The sequence below is a fragment of the Mycobacterium sp. NGS66 genome (genome assembly GCF_059812225.1).
Genome location: NZ_JCALCG010000002.1, coordinates 67,100 through 82,596 on the forward strand (window position 1 = coordinate 67,100; position 15,497 = coordinate 82,596).

The following is a 15,497-nucleotide window of genomic DNA, read 5'->3' on the forward strand; positions in this document are numbered from 1 at the left end:
CGTGCCCTGACCCAACGGCACCGACTGTGGGACATGCGCGCTTTGGTTTACCTTTGGCGGATATGCGCCGCAAACGCGATTCCTCCAGCGAATGGGCGGTTTGTGTGTTCTGTGCGGCCACGCCGACGCACCCCGAATTGCTCGGGCTGGCCGCCGACCTCGGCGAGGCGATCGCCGAGCGGGGCTGGACGTTGGTGTGGGGTGGCGGGCGCGTTTCGGCGATGGGTGCGCTGGCGACCGCGGCCCGGGCGCGCGGTGGCCGGACCGTCGGCGTCATCCCGCAAACCTTGATGCGGCGCGAGGTCGCCGACACCAATGCCGACGAGCTGATCGTCACCGACACCATGAGCGAGCGGAAGCAAGTGATGACCGACCGCGCCGATGCGTTCATCACGCTGCCGGGCGGCATCGGGACCGTCGACGAGTTGTTCGACGCGTGGACGTCGGGCGTGCTGGGGCTGCACGACAAGCCCGTCGTGATGCTGGACCCCTGGGGGCACTACGAAGATTTGTGGATCTGGCTGAACCGATTGCTCGACGACGGATACATCTCACAGCTGGCGATGGATCGGTTGGTGCTGGTGGATAAGGTGGGTGCCGCAATCAAGGAGTGCCAGCCGGACGGGCCCGCCTGAGGTCGATCGGCAATGCCTTTAGGGAGGATCACGTGTCCGATAGCGGCGCACGCACTGCGGTCAGACTGACCGATATCGCCACTCGCGTACCCGCCGTCCTGGCCGACCTGCCGGTGATCCTGCGCGGGGCGGTGACGGGACTCTCGGCCCAGCCGAATTCCAAGAAGTCGATCGGCACGGTGTTCCAGGAGCGGGCGGCTCGGTATGCCGACCGGGTGTTCTTGCGGTTCGGCGAGCAGCAACTGACCTACGGCGAAGCCAATGCGACCGTCAACCGCTACGCCGCCGTGCTGGCCGCGCGTGGTGTCGGCCACGGCGACGTCGTGGGCGTCATGCTGCGCAATTCGCCCAACGCGGTGCTGACGATGCTGGCCACCGTCAAGTGCGGCGCCATTGCCGGCATGCTCAACTACCACCAGCGTGGTGAGGTGCTGGCGCACAGCCTCGGTCTGCTGGATGCGAAGGTGCTGGTCGCCGAGACCGACCTCGTTAGCGCCGTCACCGAGTCCGGTGGTGCGGGCGCCAGCGAGGCGCTGACCATCGAGGACCTGGAGCGATTCGCGGTCAGCGCTCCGGCCACCAATCCGCCGTCGGCGTCGGCGGTGCTGGCCAAGGACACCGCGTTCTACATCTTCACCTCGGGCACCACCGGCTTCCCGAAGGCCAGCGTGATGACCCATCGCCGGTGGCTGGCCGCGCTGGCCGGTTTCGGTGGCCTGGGCCTACGGCTGAAAAGCTCCGACACCCTGTACAGCTGCCTGCCGCTGTACCACAACAACGCGCTGACGGTCGCGGTGTCGTCGGTGATCAACTCGGGGTCGACGTTGGCGCTGGGCAAGTCGTTTTCGGCGTCGCGGTTCTGGGACGAGGTGATCGCCAACGACGCGACGGCGTTCATCTACATCGGCGAGCTGTGCCGGTATCTGCTCAACCAGCCGCCGAAACCGACCGACCGCCGGCACAAGGTGCGGGTGATCGCCGGCAATGGGCTGCGGCCCGAGATCTGGGACGAGTTCACCGAACGCTTCGGCATCGAGCGGGTGTGCGAGTTTTACGCCGCGAGCGAAGGAAACACCGCCTTCATCAACATCTTCAACGTGCCCAAGACCACGGGTATCTCGCCGACACCGTTGGCCTACGTGGAGTACGACCCGGACACCGGCGCGCCGCTGCGTGACGAGAACGGGCGGGTGCGCCGGGTGCCGTCCGGTCAGGCCGGGCTGGCGCTCAGCCCGGTCAACAGGCTGGCGCCGTTCGACGGCTACACCGACAAGGCGTCGAGCGAAAAGAAGCTGGTGCGCAACGCTTTCAAGGAGGGTGACTGCTGGTTCAACACCGGCGACGTGCTGAGCCCGCAGGGGTTGGGTCACGCCGCGTTCGTCGACCGGCTAGGCGACACCTTCCGCTGGAAGGGCGAGAACGTGGCCACCACGCAGGTCGAAGCGGCGTTGGGGTCCAACCCCGCCGTCGAGGAGTGCACGGTCTACGGCGTCGAGATCCCGCGTACCGGGGGCCGCGCCGGGATGGCCGCGGTCCAGCTGCGCGACGGCGCCGAATTCGACGGCCAGTCGCTGGCCCGCACCGTTTACGACCAATTGCCCGCCTATGCGCTGCCGCTGTTCGTGCGGATAGTGGAGACGATGGAGCACACCTCGACCTTCAAGAGCCGCAAAGTGGAGCTGCGCGAGCAGGCCTACGGCTCCGAGGTGAAGGACCCGCTGTACGTGCTGGCCGGCCGCGGCGAGGGCTACGTGCCGTTCTACGCCGAATACCCCGAGGAAGTAGCCGCCGGCAAGCGGCCGCAGGGCTGACCGGCGAGCGCCGAGTCTGCGCTGAGGGCGCCGAAACTGCGGTGAGGGCCTGCTATCGGCCTCATCGGTAGCCCTGGATGCAGGCTCGAGCCATCCTCCGGCCACGCCCGGCCCAGTGCCCAGGCACTATGGAGAGCGTGAATTCGACGCTCTGCGGCCGTCCGGTCGCAGGTGATCGCGCGCTGATCATGGCGATCGTCAACCGCACCCCGGACTCGTTCTACGACCGGGGTGCGACATTCGGTGACGAAGCTGCCAGGGCCGCCGCACACCAGGCCATCGCCGACGGCGCCGACGTCATCGACGTCGGAGGCGTCAAAGCCGGACCTGGCCAGCACGTCGATGCGGATACCGAGATCGCCCGGCTGGTGCCCTACATCGAATGGGTTCGCAACACCTATCCGAACCAGCTGATCAGCGTCGACACCTGGCGCTCAGAAGTGGCGAAGGTGGCCTGCGCGGCGGGCGCGGACATCATCAACGACACCTGGGGCGGCATCGACCCCGCCCTGCCCGAGGTGGCCGCCGAATTCGGCGCCGGACTGGTGTGTTCGCACACCGGCGGCGCGCAGCCCCGCACGCGTCCGTTCCGGGTGAGCTACGGTACGACTACCCGCGGTGTGGTTGACGACGTGATTCGCCAGGTCACCGACGCCGCCGAGCGGGCCGTCACGGCCGGTGTAGCCCGTGACAGAGTGCTGATCGACCCGACGCACGACTTCGGCAAGAACACCTTCCACAGCTTGCTCCTGTTGCGCCACGTGGCCGATCTTGTTATGACCGGATGGCCCGTGCTCATGGCTTTGAGTAACAAAGACTTCGTCGGGGAGACTCTGGGCGTGGAACTGACCGAACGGCTCGAGGGTACGTTGGCGGCCACCGCGCTGGCGGCGGCAGCCGGCGCGCGGATGTTCCGGGTGCACGAGGTCGCCGCCACCAGGCGGGTGCTGGAGATGGTGGCCTCGATCCAGGGCACACGGCCGCCGGCGCGCACGATAAGGGGACTCGCATGACCGCATCGGAGCTGGTCGGTGACCTCACCAGCGATGCCGCCGGGCTGACCGCCGGCTGGCTGGCCGAGCGCAGCTGGAACCGTCCCGGCTGGACGGTCGCGGAATTGCAAGCGGCGAAGGCCGGGCGGACGATTTCGGTGGTGCTGCCTGCCCTCAACGAGGAACAAACCGTCGAATCGGTGATCGACAGCATCTCGCCGCTGGTTGACGGCCTGGTCGACGAGTTGATCGTGCTGGACTCCGGCTCGACGGACGACACCGAGATCCGCGCGATCGCGGCCGGCGCCCGCGTCGTCAGCCGGGAACAGGCGCTGCCCGAGATCCCGACACGGCCCGGCAAGGGTGAGGCGCTGTGGCGCTCACTTGCTGCCACCAGCGGCGACATCGTGGTTTTCGTCGATTCCGATCTGATCAACCCGCACCCGATGTTCGTGCCGTGGCTGGTCGGACCGCTGCTCACCGGCGACGGCATCCACCTGGTCAAGGGCTTCTACCGACGGCCCCTGCAGGCGAGCGATGTGAGCGCAGCCGAAACGGGTGGCGGGCGGGTGACCGAGCTGGTGGCCCGGCCGCTGCTGGCCGCGTTGCGACCAGAGCTGGGCTGCGTGCTGCAACCGCTCGGCGGTGAGTACGCGGCCAGCCGGGAACTGTTGACGTCGCTGCCGTTCGCGCCGGGCTACGGAGTGGAGATCGGCCTGCTGGTGGACACCTTCGACCGGCTGGGCCTGGACGCGATCGCGCAGGTCAACTTGGGTGTGCGCGCGCACCGCAATCGGCCGTTGGCCGAACTCGGTGGCATGAGTCGTCAGGTCATCGCCACCCTGTTCGCGCGGTGCGGGATCCCTGACTCGGGGGTGGGGCTGACCCAGTTCTTCGCCGAGGGTCCCGACGGTCCGCAGACCTCGGAGGTCTCGCTGGTGGACCGGCCGCCGATGAATGTGGTACGCCCACGCTGAGCGGCTCGACCGAAAAGGTTGTCGGAGCCGTAGGGCAAGATCGACGACGTGACGTTGGTGTTGCTGTACCTGGTGGTGCTCGTCCTGGTGGCGGTGGTGCTGTTCGGCGCGGCCAGTCTGCTGTTCGGCCGCGGCGAGCAGCTGCCGCCGCTGCCGCGGGGGACGACGGTGACGGTGTTGCCCGCGTTCGGGGTCACGGGTGCCGATGTCGATGCCGTCAAGTTCACCCAAGCGCTGCGGGGCTACAAGACCAGCGAGGTGGACTGGGTGCTGGACCGGCTCGGTCGTGAGCTCGAGGCGCTGCGCGGCCAGTTGGCCGCGGCCCACGCGGCCGCCGATGCCAAGCCCCCGCCACCGCAGGACGCCGAGGCGGACGTCGCCGACAGCGAGACCGTCGCCTCCGAGCATCCCGATCCGCCGTGAGCGACGTGACCGGGCAGGAGCCGGTTCGCTGCGGTTGGGCGATCACGCGGCCCGGGCCTGACTTCGAGTTATACCGCGACTATCACGACCAAGAGTGGGGCCGCCCGCTGCGCGATGGGACCGCACTGTTCGAGCGGATGAGCCTGGAGGCTTTTCAGAGCGGCCTGTCGTGGCTGATCATCCTGCGCAAGCGGGAGAACTTCCGGCGCGCCTTCAACGGGTTCGACATCGAGAAGGTTGCCGGCTACACCGATGCCGACGTGCAGCGGTTGCTGGCCGACGACGGCATCGTGCGCAACCGGGCAAAGATCGAGGCAACCATCGCCAATGCGCGGGCGGCCGCAGAGCTGGGAGGCCCGGCAGAGCTGTCCGAACTGTTGTGGACTTTTGCGCCACCGCCCCGGCCCCGGCCCCTCGACCTGTCCGAAATTCCCTCGGCCAGTGTGGAATCCAGGGCCATGGCGCGCGAACTGAAACGGCGCGGGTTCCGCTTCGTCGGCCCAACGACCGGCTATGCGCTGATGCAGGCAACCGGCATGGTCGACGACCATATCCGCAGTTGCTGGGTGGCTCCGCTGAACTCCTGAGGGCGACAGAGCCGGGTCTTGTGCACTCGGTCACCCGGATAGGGAACAATGGAGGGGTGATTTGGCAGTTCAATGTCGGGTATGGCTGGAAATCCACTGGCGGGGCATGCTCGGCGCCGGCCAGGTCCGCGGCGGCGGGCCAGCTCGAATCTGGAGGGAGCACTCGATGGCGGCGATGAAGCCCCGGACCGGAGACGGTCCCCTGGAAGCAACAAAAGAGGGGCGTGGCATCGTGATGCGGGTACCACTCGAAGGCGGCGGCCGCCTCGTCGTCGAGCTGACGCCCGACGAAGCCGCCGCGCTGGGTGACGAACTCAAAGGCGTAACCAGCTAAGCCGCCGACGCTAAGCGCACACCTTCCGGTAGATGTCGAGCGTCTGCTCGGCCACGCGAGTCCAGGAGAACTCCTCGATGCAGCGCTGGCGTCCCGCTTCCCCGTAGCGCGCAGCCCGCGCCGGGTCGGCGATGAGTTCGTTGACCGCTTCGGCCAATCGAGCCTCGTAACCCGGGGTGTCGCCGGCGTCGTAGGGCACCAGCAATCCGGTGATCCGGTCGGCCACCACCTCCGGTATCCCGCCGACGTCAGACGCCACCACCGCCGTCGCGCAGGCCATTGCCTCCAGGTTCACGATGCCCAACGGCTCGTACACCGACGGGCAGACGAAAACCGTTGCTGCGGAGAGTATTTCGCGAAGCTTCCGGATGGGCAGGATTTCCCGGATCCAGAACACACCGGTGCGGTTGTGGGCCAGCTTGGCCACCGCCGAGCGCACCTCGTTGGCAATCTCGGGAGTGTCGGGAGCACCGGCGCACAAGATCAGCTGCACGTCGGCGCTGAATCGGTGGGCGGCGGCGACCAGGTGGGCGACGCCCTTCTGCCGGGTGATACGCCCGACGAACGCGACGATGGGCCGGCTGGGGTCAACACCGAGGTCGGCCAGCACCGAACCCTCGCATGCCGGCTCGGCCGGGTACCACATGTCGGTGTCGATCCCGTTGCGAATGACGTGCACCAGGCTCGGGTCCAGGGTGGGGTAGACGCGGAGCATGTCCTCACGCATGCCCGAGCTGACCGCGATGACGGCGTCGGCGGCGAGCATCGCGGTGTGCTCCACCCATGACGACACGCGGTAGCCGCCGCCGAGTTGCTCGGCTTTCCACGGCCGCATCGGCTCGAGCGAATGAGCGGTCATGACGTGCGGAATGTCGTAGAGCAACCCGGCCAGATGCCCGGCCAGGTTGGCGTACCAGGTATGTGAGTGCACCACGGTCGCCGCCGACGTCGTGTCGGCCATCAGCAGGTCGGAGGACAACGTGGACAGCGCCGCATTGGCCCCGTGCAGCCTCGGATCCGGCTGATGGGCGAACGCGGCCGGGCGCGGGGGGCCCATGCAGTGCACGTCGACAGCGCACAGCCGACGTAGATGCGCGACCAGTTCGGTGACATGCACGCCCGCGCCGCCGTAGACCTCGGGAGGGTACTCCCGAGTCATCATCGCCACCCGCATACCCGCACCGTAATGCTGTCGGCTGGGTTCGGGCGAACTGGGGCGTCACCGGGCCAAACACGTTGATGGACGGCCCGTCAGAATGGGCATCCTATGGCAGGTTGATGGTGGCAGTGGTTAAAGGGTGCCGATAGGTTTGAGGCCATGAGGGAAGCGCCACACGTGCTGGGCATCGTCCTGGCCGGCGGTGAGGGTAAGCGGTTGTATCCGCTCACCGCGGACCGGGCCAAGCCCGCGGTTCCCTTCGGCGGCGCGTACCGGCTGATCGATTTCGTGTTGTCCAATCTCGTCAACGCCCGGTATCTGCGGATTTGCGTTCTCACCCAATACAAGTCGCATTCGCTGGACCGTCATATCTCGCAGAACTGGCGGTTGTCCGGCCTGGCCGGGGAGTACATCACCCCGGTTCCGGCGCAGCAACGCCTGGGCCCGCGGTGGTACACCGGCTCGGCCGACGCGATCTATCAGTCGCTGAACCTGATCTACGACGAAGACCCCGACTACATCGTGGTTTTCGGCGCCGATCACGTATATCGGATGGACCCCGAGCAGATGGTCCGGTTCCACATCGACAGCGGGGCCGGCGCGACGGTGGCCGGCATCCGGGTCCCGCGGGGCGACGCCAGTGCGTTCGGCTGCATCGAAGCCGACGACTCCGGCCGCATCCGCAGTTTCCTGGAAAAACCCCTGGATCCGCCCGGGACGCCGGACGACCCCAACGCCGCGTTTGTCTCGATGGGCAACTACATCTTCACCACCAAGGTGCTGATCGACGCGATCCGCGCCGACGCCGACGACGACCACTCCGATCACGACATGGGCGGCGACATCATCCCGCGGCTGGTGGACGACGGATTGGCCGCGGTGTACGACTTCAACCACAACGACGTGCCCGGCGCGACCGACCGGGACCGGGCCTACTGGCGTGACGTCGGGACGCTGGACGCGTTCTACGACGCGCACATGGACCTGGTGTCGGTGCATCCGGTGTTCAACCTGTACAACAAGCGCTGGCCCATCCTGGGTGCGTCGGAGAACCTGGCCCCGGCGAAGTTCGTCAACGGTGGTTCGGCTCAGGAGTCCGTCGTGGGTGCCGGCAGCATCATCTCGGCGGCGTCGGTGCGCAATTCGGTGCTGTCGTCGAACGTCGTGGTCGACGACGGCGCGATCGTGGAGGGCAGCGTCATCATGCCGGGCGCCCGGGTAGGCCGCGGCGCAGTGGTACGCCACGCGATTCTGGACAAGAACGTCGTCGTCGGGCCCGGCGAAATGGTCGGCGTCGATCTGGAGAAGGATCGGGAACGCTTCGCGATCAGCGCCGGCGGGGTCGTCGCCGTGGGCAAGGGCACCTGGATCTAACGCGAGTTACGTCTGCTCGCGCAACTACCAGAGGTACGGCACCAACCGCGAACGCACCTTCTGCTGGTATTCGCGATAGCCGGCCAGCTCATCTTCGAGCATCTTTTCCTCGTCCTCGATGCGCAGTGCCAGGGCGAGCAGCCCGACCGCCACGCCCGTCAGCGCCCAGTACGAGCCGAGCGCCAGCGGTATGCCGACCATGGCGATTACGAGAGAAAAGTACATCGGGTGCCGAACGAAGCCATACAAGCCGGTGGTGATAACGGGCTGATCCGCTTCGACGGTGACGTTGGCCGCGGCGTAGTTGTTCTGGACGACGGATAAGGTGCCGAGCACCAAGCCGACCGCTGCCAGCACATCGCCGACAATCGAAACGGTGACCGGCACCGTGGACCATCCGAACCGATGATCCAGCGCGCTGACGACCAGCAGCGCGGCGAACGCCGCGAATAAGCCTGTGACCGCGAGCTTTTGCGCCATCCGAGTTTCGGCTACCGGGCCGCCACGGAGCCGCCGCTGCAGGAGCGCCGGGTTCGCGGCGCCCCAGCTGATGGTCGGAACCAGCGCCGCAACGGCATAGATGGCCAGAAACACCCATGCCTGCCAGTAAGCGAATGTTCCTGCCGGCCAAAACAACAGCAAGCCGAACACGACGACGGCGATCAGTGCGGAGCCCACGGCTTGAACGACGACCTTCATGATCGAGTCCTTCCAGTTACCACACGTAGGGGACGAGCCGATAGCGAACTCGATGGGTGTACTCGCGGTATCCGTCGAGCTGCTGGCCGAGCAGCGCTTCTTCGTCGCGGATGCGAACGCCCAGGACCAGCAGCCCGGGCAGGAGGAAGACCAGTCCCCAGTACGAGCCCAACGCCAGCGGGATGCCGGCCATCAGCAGTACGTTCCCGGTGTACATCGGATGGCGGACCAACCCATACAGACCGCTGGTGATGACTTTCTGCTCCGCTTCGACGGTGACGTTGGCCGCCGCATAGCTGTTTTGGATTACCACGAGCATTGCCAGCCCCAGTCCGATTGCGACCAGGACGTCGCCGGCCACGCACACCGCCGCCGGCACCGACGACCACCCGAACCGATGGTCGAAGGCGCTGAGGACGATCATGGCCATCAGGGATAGGAATGCGACGGAGATGACGATCCGTTGCACCGGTCTGGTTTCCGCGGTGGGGCCGACTCGCATGCGCCGTTCCAGGGCAGCAGGGTTGGTGCGCATCAAGTAGATGCTGGGGATCCAGGTGGCCACGGTGAATACGACGAGGAATGCCCATGCCTGCCAGTACTTCAGCGTGCCGGCCGGTAAGAACAACATCAATCCAACTGCCGCAAATCCCAGTACCGATGAAACCAGCGCCCTTGCAATGATTTTCATGTCAATCTCCTCAGTTACGTAAATCCCGCCGGCGAAATGCCACGGCGCCCAATGCAATCAACACTGCATCGATAGCCAGCAACCACAGCAGCGGTACTGCGGTGAAGTCGCCACCACCCACCCGCGGGGTGTGCGCGAAGGGCTCCAGGTCAAGCAGCCACTGCGAGAAACCGGCCAACGACCCGATCAGATACAAGGCGATGAATGCCACCAGCACGCCCCACGCCACCGGGGTGAATCTCGGCGCCAGGCCGAACAACGCCACCGTCACGGCGCAGAGCAGCCACACGGCGGGTAGTTGCGCCAGTGCCGTACCCGCGACGATGCCCAGTTTGCCGGCGACGTCGCCGTCGGCAATCCCGTAGATCACCCCGGCCGCCACCCCGGCGATCAGCATCGCCAGTGCCGATCCGATCAGTGCCGCGGCCACATGCGTTGCCAACCAACGTGTTCGGGAGACGGCACCGGCCAGCGTCGGCTCGGCTCGCTGACCGGCCTCCTCCTGGTGCAGCCGCAAGGTCAGCGAAACCGCGAACGCCGCGGCCGCCATGGCCATCATGGTGAACGCGACCGCGATGAAGGCCTGTTCCAGCGCGCTGGTGCCGCCCATCCGCGCGACGATGTCGCGGACCATGGTGCTGTCGCCCAACTCGTCGCCGATGCCGTGCACGACGCTGCCCATCAGCACGCCATACAGGCCCAGGCCAACGCTCCACAGCAGCACCGCGCCGCGGTCCAGCCGCCAGGTCAGCCCGGTGACGCCGCGCAGACCCGGTCCGGCCGACCCCGGTCCGGCACGCTCGGGGATCAGTCCGGCCCCCACGTCACGGCCGGCCAGCAGCCAATAGGCCACCAGGGTGAGTGCCAGGGCAGTCGCCAAGTGCAGCAACAGAATCCACCAGCGATCGCCGGCATATGGCCTGACTTGGAGTGACCACCCCAGCGGCGACAGCCACGACAGCGTGCCCGAACCCGCGTCCCCGATGGCGCGCAGGGTGAAGGCGGCCGCCAGCACCGTGAACGCGGCACCCCGGGCGACCCGGGCGCTGGGCGACAGCTGTGCGGCCACCGCGGCCACCGCAGTGAACACCAACCCCGAGCAGGTAAGTGCCGCGCAGAACGCCAGTGACCCGGCGGCCGGGACGTCGGTCTTGAGCAACCCGGCCGCGCCGATCACACCGGTGGCGATCGACGCGCCGGAGGACAGGATCAGCGCCGCGGTGAGGCTGGCGTAACGTCCGACCGCGGTCGAGTCCAAAAGCTCGGTGCGGCCGGATTCTTCGTCCGCGCGGGTGTGGCGGATCACGGTGAGGATCACCGCTACCGCGATCAGCAGGTGGAACATCCCGGCTTTCCAGATGCCAACGGCGCCAAGGCTGTTGTTGTAGATCTGGCCGTACAGCGCTCGTTGGGCCGGGCTGGCCATGATGGTAGCCGCAAAGCCGGCCCGGGCCGCCTCGGTGGGGTAGACCTTCTGGATGCTGCCGACGTAGACGGAGCCCAGCGGCGCCGAGAGCAGTAATATCCAGAGCGGCAAGGAGATTCGGTCGCGCCGCAGATAGAGCCGCAACATCGACAGCGTTCCGGAGTAATTCGAGCCGGCCGGCTGCGCAGCCCGGTGTGGTCGGTCCAAAATGGCGGTGCTCATAATGTGGCCACCTTCTTTTCGTGCTGGCCGTCGGTGGTGTCGTAATGGCGCAAAAACAGCTCTTCGAGCGTGGGTGGTTGGCTGACCAGGCTTCGCACGCCGGCGTCGCCGAGTACGCGGATGAGCTCCCCGAGGCTTTCGCTGTCCACCTGGGCGCGCAGCGTGTTGCCGTCGATGCTGACGTCTTCGACGCCGTTGATTCTGGTGATATCGCCCGGATCGCCGATCATTTCGGCCTTGATGGAGGTGCGGCTGAGATGACGCATCGAGTCCAGGGTGCCGCTCTCGACGGTCCGGCCGGCCCGGATGATGGTCACCCTTTCGCACAGTGCTTCGGTCTCGGCCAGGATGTGGCTGGACAGCAGGACCGTCACGCCACGGTCGCGGGCTTCGCCGACGCACTGCTGAAACACATTCTCCATCAACGGGTCCAAGCCGGTGCTCGGTTCGTCGAGCAGCAAGAGTCGGGCCTGGGACGAGAAGGCGGAGATCAGCGAGACCTTCTGACGGTTGCCCTTCGAGTAGGTGCGGGCCTTCTTGTGCGGGTCCAGGTCGAAGCGCTCGATCAGCTCGGTGCGGCGCTTTTCGTCGATGCCGCCGCGCATGCGGGCCAGCAGGTCGATGGTCTCCCCTCCGGTCAGCGAGGGCCACAGCGTGACATCGCCTGGCACATAAGCGATGTCGCGGTGCAGCCGGACCGCGTCGGCCCAGGGATCGCCGCCGAGTAACCGGACGGTTCCGCCGTCGGCCCGTACCAGACCCAGCAGGATGCGGATGGTGGTCGATTTTCCGGCGCCGTTGGGTCCGAGGAAGCCGTGAACTTCTCCCTCGCGCACGGTCAGGTCCAGGCCGTCGAGCGCTCGCACCGCACCGAAATTCTTGGTCAGGCCTTGGATCTGGATTGGGTAGCTGTCAACTGACATGCGATTCTCCTTCATCCGCTGCCGCCAGAAACGCGTCGTACATGGTGCGATCGGCCAGCAGTCCTTCGGTGTACACCTCCATGGCGGGAAGCACCATTTCGCGTGCGTAGTCGCGCAGCACAGCGCGGAGATCCGTTGGGTTTTCATGCATTTGCAGGTACAGCAGGAACGCGCCGCCACCGGAGAGAGCCAGATACTTGGCCCTGGCCTGCGGGTCACGGCTGGGCTTCACGGTTCCGGCCCGCACGCCTTCTTCCATGTACTCGCCGGTGTTGTCGATCATCCTGCGCCACAACGTCATTGCCAGCTCGCCCCCGGAGTACATGCTGCGCACCAGGTAGGCCATCAGGGGCGCATAGGACTCGATCTCGGCCATCGCCGCAAACCAGGTGGCGGGATCCCGGGACTGAATCGTCTCCGACTTTTCGGTGCGGATCTCCTCGGCGACGAACTCGTCACAGGCTCGGCGCAGGCCGTCCTTGGAACCGAAGTGGTGGATAACCAGCGCGGCGCTCACCCCGGCAGCTTCGGCGATGGTGCGCAGCCCCACTTCAAAGCCGTGCTGACCCCAGAGCTCGATGGCCGCATCGCGGATCCGCGCGGTGGCGGTCAGATCGACTGAACGCATGTTCAGTACACTAAACGCGCGTTCAGCCGGCGGTCAAGCGACGCGCGCGTCAAGATTCCGTAAAGGTTCGCCGGCCGCGTCTGAGCAGCGAAATCGGCACGTCAGGGCCGCGTGGACACTACGATGCGGTCCAGGGCGCACGGCCGCAGCGGAGGCGCGCCATGGCATTGCCCACGTTGGTGCTCGTACACGGCGGCGGACTCGCCGCCGATTCGTGGGAGCTGACGATCGACGAGATCCACCGGCTGGCGCCCGAGCTGGCCGTCTTTGCCCGGGATGGCGGAACAGGCCCGGAAACCTCAGGGAAATGACCATCGCCGACTATGTCGGCTCTCTGGTCGGTGACATCGAGAGCGCCGCTTCGGAGGACATCGTCATCGTCTGGCGAGGCCAGTCAGGGCCTGCGGCAGTGGGCGCAGATGGAGGACGCCGAGCCGCTGGGTAGCGCGGGTGAGGGCGACGTAGAGCTCTGCGGCTCCGCGTGGACCCTCGGTGAGGATGCGTTCCGGCTCGACTACCAGGACGGCGTCGAACTCCAGGCCCTTGGTCTCCGACGGCGGCACCGCACCGGGCACACCCGGTGGCCCGATCACCACGCTGGTGCCCGCGCGTTTTGCTTCGTCACGGACGAATTCCTCGATGGCAGAAGGTAATTCGTCCTCGCGTACCTTCCTGGCCCACGGTTGAACGCCGGTCGCGCGGACCGACTCCGGCGGCTGAACCCCCGGCGCGAATTCGGCGAGCAGCATGGCAGCAACGTCCATGATCTCCACCGGGGTGCGGTAGTTCACCGACAGTGACCGGTAAACCCAACGCCCAGGGACGTAGGGCTCGAGCATGGTGGCCCATGATGTCGCTCCGGCGACCGACCGGCGTTGGGCGAGATCGCCGACCACCGTGAAGGATCGACTCGGGCAACGACGCATCAGCACCCGCCACTGCATTTCGGATAGTTCTTGGGCCTCATCGACTACGACGTGCCGGTAAGTCCAGTCGCGGTCTGCGGCAGCACGTTCGGCGAGTTCACGGGTATCGCGCTCGAGGAAGCGTTCGGCCAAGTCCTTCGCGTCGAGCAGGTCGGTCGCGAACAGGTGGTCCTCGTCGTCCATGTGGTCTTCGCGAGCGACCATGAGATCCAGGACGCCGGCCGCGTAGTCGGCGTGTGCCCGTTGTTCGCGCTCTGCGGAATCATCGGTCGACTTGTCGGGGCCAAGCAGGTCGACAAGTTCGTCGAGCAGCGCCACGTCGGACACCGTCCAGTCATCGCCTCGGGCGCGCCACAGCGCATTATCGCCTCCGGCCGCTCGCAGCCGTTCGGGTGACGAATACAGCTCTGCCAGCAGTGTTTCCGGCGTAAGGATCGGCCACAGTTGATTGAGCGCGGCGTCGAACTCATCGCTGTCGGCCAGTTCGTTGCGCAAGTCCGCCCGCATGTTCTCCCATGCGTCGCGGTCCTTGCGGGTCAGCCAGCCCCGGCCGATCCGGGCTATCGCGCGTTCGGTGAGCGCCCAGGTCAGGACATCGATGAACACCGCGCGAGCGCGGTTGTGGGGCTGCCCGCTGGCGCGGGCCTCCTCTCTGGCCCACCCTGTGATCTCGGCGTCGATCTTCAGTGTGACGTCGGACAGTTCGATGGGCAGCGGGTGCTCCGGTAGTCGCTGCCGGTCGGCGATCGCCGCGGCGAGCACGTCCAGGATTTTCAGCGAGCCCTTGAGCCGTGCGGCGTCTGGGGTGTCTTCGGCGGTGACATGCAGGCCGGGTAACAGATCGCCGGTGGTCATGAACACGACGTTCGTCTCGCCCAGCGACGGCAGAACGCGGCCGATGTAGGTGAGCAAGGCCGGGTTGGGCCCGACCACAAGCACACCGTGGCTTTCCATCCGCTCCCGCTGGGTGTAGAGCAGGTACGCCACCCGGTGCAGCGCGACGGCGGTTTTCCCGGTGCCCGGGCCGCCCTCGATCACGAGCACCCCTTGGTGATCGAGTCGGATGATCTCGTCCTGTTCGGCCTGGATCGTCGCCACGATGTCGCGCATCGCGTCGCCGCGTGGCATGTTGACCGCCGCGAGCAGGGCCGCGTCACCCCGCTCGCCACCACCGGGGCGCCCGAGGACCTCATCGGTGAAATCGACGAGTTGACGACCCCGGGTGTGGAACTGGCGGCGCCGGCGCATGTTCTCCGGGCTGGCGGCGGTGGCGACGTAGAACGCGCGCGCTGCGGGTGCCCGCCAGTCGAGCAGCCTTGGTTCGTAGGAGTTCTGTTCGTCGAACAGACCGATGCGGCCGATGTAAAGATATTCACCCGCAATGCTGTCCAGCCGACCAAAGCACAGGCCGTCGTCGGCCACGTTCAGCCGACTGATCTGGTTGGCGAGCGCACGCACCTCGGCATCCCGATCGACGAGTGTCACGCCGTTCTGCACATCGATAGGGCCTCGCAATGCCGCGCGGTATCGACCCTTTACCCGCGCGCGCTCGGTGTCGAGCCGCGCGTAGAGCTCGGCAACGTAGGTCCGTTCGGACTGCAATTCGGCTTCATACTCTGCATCTGACAAAAGGCGCCCCAAATCTCACGAGTTTCGACTTCGGCCAAAGCTTTTGACACGTCGTCAGTGA

15 protein-coding genes and 1 pseudogene are annotated in these 15,497 nt (G+C 66.6%); 9 read left to right on the forward strand and 7 right to left on the reverse strand.

Features of this window, described 5'->3' with window-relative positions; translation table 11 throughout:
- Positions 1-62 precede the first annotated feature (62 nt).
- The 7 genes and pseudogenes from log (at position 63) to AC5Y2L_RS04880 (ending at position 5,759) form a co-directional block, all read left to right on the forward strand.
- Entirely contained in the window at positions 63-635 is a 573-nt protein-coding gene (gene log / locus AC5Y2L_RS04850; protein ID WP_499932909.1) for a cytokinin riboside 5'-monophosphate phosphoribohydrolase, read from the forward strand.
- Between the two features lie 32 nt (positions 636-667).
- A complete protein-coding gene (gene fadD6, locus AC5Y2L_RS04855) occupies positions 668-2,446 on the forward strand; it encodes a long-chain-acyl-CoA synthetase FadD6 (protein ID WP_499932907.1) in 1,779 nt (592 codons plus the stop codon).
- 73 nt (positions 2,447-2,519) lie between these two features.
- Positions 2,520-3,459, forward strand: a pseudogene (gene folP, locus AC5Y2L_RS04860) (dihydropteroate synthase).
- Positions 3,456-4,415, forward strand: coding sequence for a glucosyl-3-phosphoglycerate synthase (locus AC5Y2L_RS04865; protein ID WP_499932905.1), 960 nt, complete (start codon positions 3,456-3,458; stop codon positions 4,413-4,415). Before folP ends, AC5Y2L_RS04865 begins: the two are co-directional and overlap by 4 nt.
- 48 nt (positions 4,416-4,463) lie before the next feature.
- Positions 4,464-4,838, forward strand: a complete 375-nt coding sequence (locus AC5Y2L_RS04870; protein ID WP_499932904.1) for a DivIVA domain-containing protein — start codon at positions 4,464-4,466, stop codon at positions 4,836-4,838.
- Between the two features lie 5 nt (positions 4,839-4,843).
- On the forward strand, positions 4,844-5,425 hold the full coding sequence (gene tag / locus AC5Y2L_RS04875) for a DNA-3-methyladenine glycosylase I (protein WP_499933207.1): 582 nt from the start codon (positions 4,844-4,846) through the stop codon (positions 5,423-5,425).
- A 166-nt stretch (positions 5,426-5,591) separates the two neighbouring features.
- Complete coding sequence (locus tag AC5Y2L_RS04880) at positions 5,592-5,759, forward strand: DUF3117 domain-containing protein (RefSeq protein ID WP_003406247.1); 168 nt, start codon at positions 5,592-5,594, stop codon at positions 5,757-5,759.
- A gap of 10 nt (positions 5,760-5,769) precedes the next feature.
- Here AC5Y2L_RS04880 and glgA read toward each other — a convergent pair whose 3' ends face one another.
- Complete coding sequence (glgA, locus tag AC5Y2L_RS04885) at positions 5,770-6,933, reverse strand: glycogen synthase (protein WP_499932902.1); 1,164 nt, start codon at positions 6,931-6,933, stop codon at positions 5,770-5,772.
- A gap of 144 nt (positions 6,934-7,077) precedes the next feature.
- On the opposite strand from glgA, the gene glgC reads away from it, so the two are divergent.
- Positions 7,078-8,292: a glucose-1-phosphate adenylyltransferase gene (gene glgC / locus AC5Y2L_RS04890; RefSeq protein ID WP_499932901.1), complete on the forward strand. Its 1,215-nt coding sequence runs from the start codon at positions 7,078-7,080 to the stop codon at positions 8,290-8,292.
- A 24-nt stretch (positions 8,293-8,316) separates the two neighbouring features.
- On the opposite strand, the gene AC5Y2L_RS04895 is transcribed toward glgC, so the two are convergent.
- Genes AC5Y2L_RS04895 through AC5Y2L_RS04915 form a run of 5 tightly spaced genes read right to left on the reverse strand, consistent with a single transcriptional unit; the run spans position 8,317 to position 12,881 of the window.
- Complete coding sequence (locus tag AC5Y2L_RS04895; protein ID WP_499932899.1) at positions 8,317-8,991, reverse strand: methyltransferase family protein; 675 nt, start codon at positions 8,989-8,991, stop codon at positions 8,317-8,319.
- 16 nt (positions 8,992-9,007) lie between these two features.
- The gene (locus AC5Y2L_RS04900; protein WP_499932898.1) at positions 9,008-9,682 is read right to left on the reverse strand and encodes a methyltransferase family protein; all 675 of its coding nucleotides are present in this window, start codon (positions 9,680-9,682) and stop codon (positions 9,008-9,010) included.
- 10 nt (positions 9,683-9,692) lie between these two features.
- Positions 9,693-11,330 (reverse strand): ABC transporter permease, encoded by a 1,638-nt coding sequence (locus AC5Y2L_RS04905; RefSeq protein WP_499932897.1) that lies wholly within the window; start codon positions 11,328-11,330, stop codon positions 9,693-9,695.
- Positions 11,327-12,253: an ABC transporter ATP-binding protein gene (locus tag AC5Y2L_RS04910; RefSeq protein WP_499932895.1), complete on the reverse strand. Its 927-nt coding sequence runs from the start codon at positions 12,251-12,253 to the stop codon at positions 11,327-11,329. Before AC5Y2L_RS04910 ends, AC5Y2L_RS04905 begins: the two co-directional genes overlap by 4 nt.
- On the reverse strand, positions 12,243-12,881 hold the full coding sequence (locus tag AC5Y2L_RS04915) for a TetR/AcrR family transcriptional regulator (RefSeq protein WP_499932894.1): 639 nt from the start codon (positions 12,879-12,881) through the stop codon (positions 12,243-12,245). The genes AC5Y2L_RS04910 and AC5Y2L_RS04915 overlap by 11 nt, the downstream gene beginning before the upstream one ends.
- Positions 12,882-13,042: 161 nt before the next feature.
- Between AC5Y2L_RS04915 and AC5Y2L_RS04920 the strand changes: the two genes are divergently transcribed.
- Positions 13,043-13,192: a hypothetical protein gene (locus AC5Y2L_RS04920; RefSeq protein ID WP_499932892.1), complete on the forward strand. Its 150-nt coding sequence runs from the start codon at positions 13,043-13,045 to the stop codon at positions 13,190-13,192.
- 63 nt (positions 13,193-13,255) lie between these two features.
- Here AC5Y2L_RS04920 and helR read toward each other — a convergent pair whose 3' ends face one another.
- Entirely contained in the window at positions 13,256-15,436 is a 2,181-nt protein-coding gene (helR, locus tag AC5Y2L_RS04925) for an RNA polymerase recycling motor ATPase HelR (protein WP_499932890.1), read from the reverse strand.
- Positions 15,437-15,497: the final 61 nt, after the last annotated feature.

What these genes read in the sequence shown, in the direction of transcription:
- log (WP_499932909.1), top strand. Translation starts at nt 63, where the DNA reads ATGCGCCGCAAACGCGATTCCTCCAGCGAATGGGCGGTTTGTGTGTTC.
- AC5Y2L_RS04865 (WP_499932905.1), top strand. Translation starts at nt 3,456, where the DNA reads ATGACCGCATCGGAGCTGGTCGGTGACCTCACCAGCGATGCCGCCGGG.
- AC5Y2L_RS04880 (WP_003406247.1), top strand. Translation starts at nt 5,592, where the DNA reads ATGGCGGCGATGAAGCCCCGGACCGGAGACGGTCCCCTGGAAGCAACA.
- glgA (WP_499932902.1), bottom strand. Translation starts at nt 6,933, where the DNA reads ATGCGGGTGGCGATGATGACTCGGGAGTACCCTCCCGAGGTCTACGGC.
- glgC (WP_499932901.1), top strand. Translation starts at nt 7,078, where the DNA reads ATGAGGGAAGCGCCACACGTGCTGGGCATCGTCCTGGCCGGCGGTGAG.
- AC5Y2L_RS04895 (WP_499932899.1), bottom strand. Translation starts at nt 8,991, where the DNA reads ATGAAGGTCGTCGTTCAAGCCGTGGGCTCCGCACTGATCGCCGTCGTC.
- AC5Y2L_RS04900 (WP_499932898.1), bottom strand. Translation starts at nt 9,682, where the DNA reads ATGAAAATCATTGCAAGGGCGCTGGTTTCATCGGTACTGGGATTTGCG.
- AC5Y2L_RS04905 (WP_499932897.1), bottom strand. Translation starts at nt 11,330, where the DNA reads ATGAGCACCGCCATTTTGGACCGACCACACCGGGCTGCGCAGCCGGCC.
- AC5Y2L_RS04910 (WP_499932895.1), bottom strand. Translation starts at nt 12,253, where the DNA reads ATGTCAGTTGACAGCTACCCAATCCAGATCCAAGGCCTGACCAAGAAT.
- AC5Y2L_RS04915 (WP_499932894.1), bottom strand. Translation starts at nt 12,881, where the DNA reads ATGCGTTCAGTCGATCTGACCGCCACCGCGCGGATCCGCGATGCGGCC.
- AC5Y2L_RS04920 (WP_499932892.1), top strand. Translation starts at nt 13,043, where the DNA reads ATGGCATTGCCCACGTTGGTGCTCGTACACGGCGGCGGACTCGCCGCC.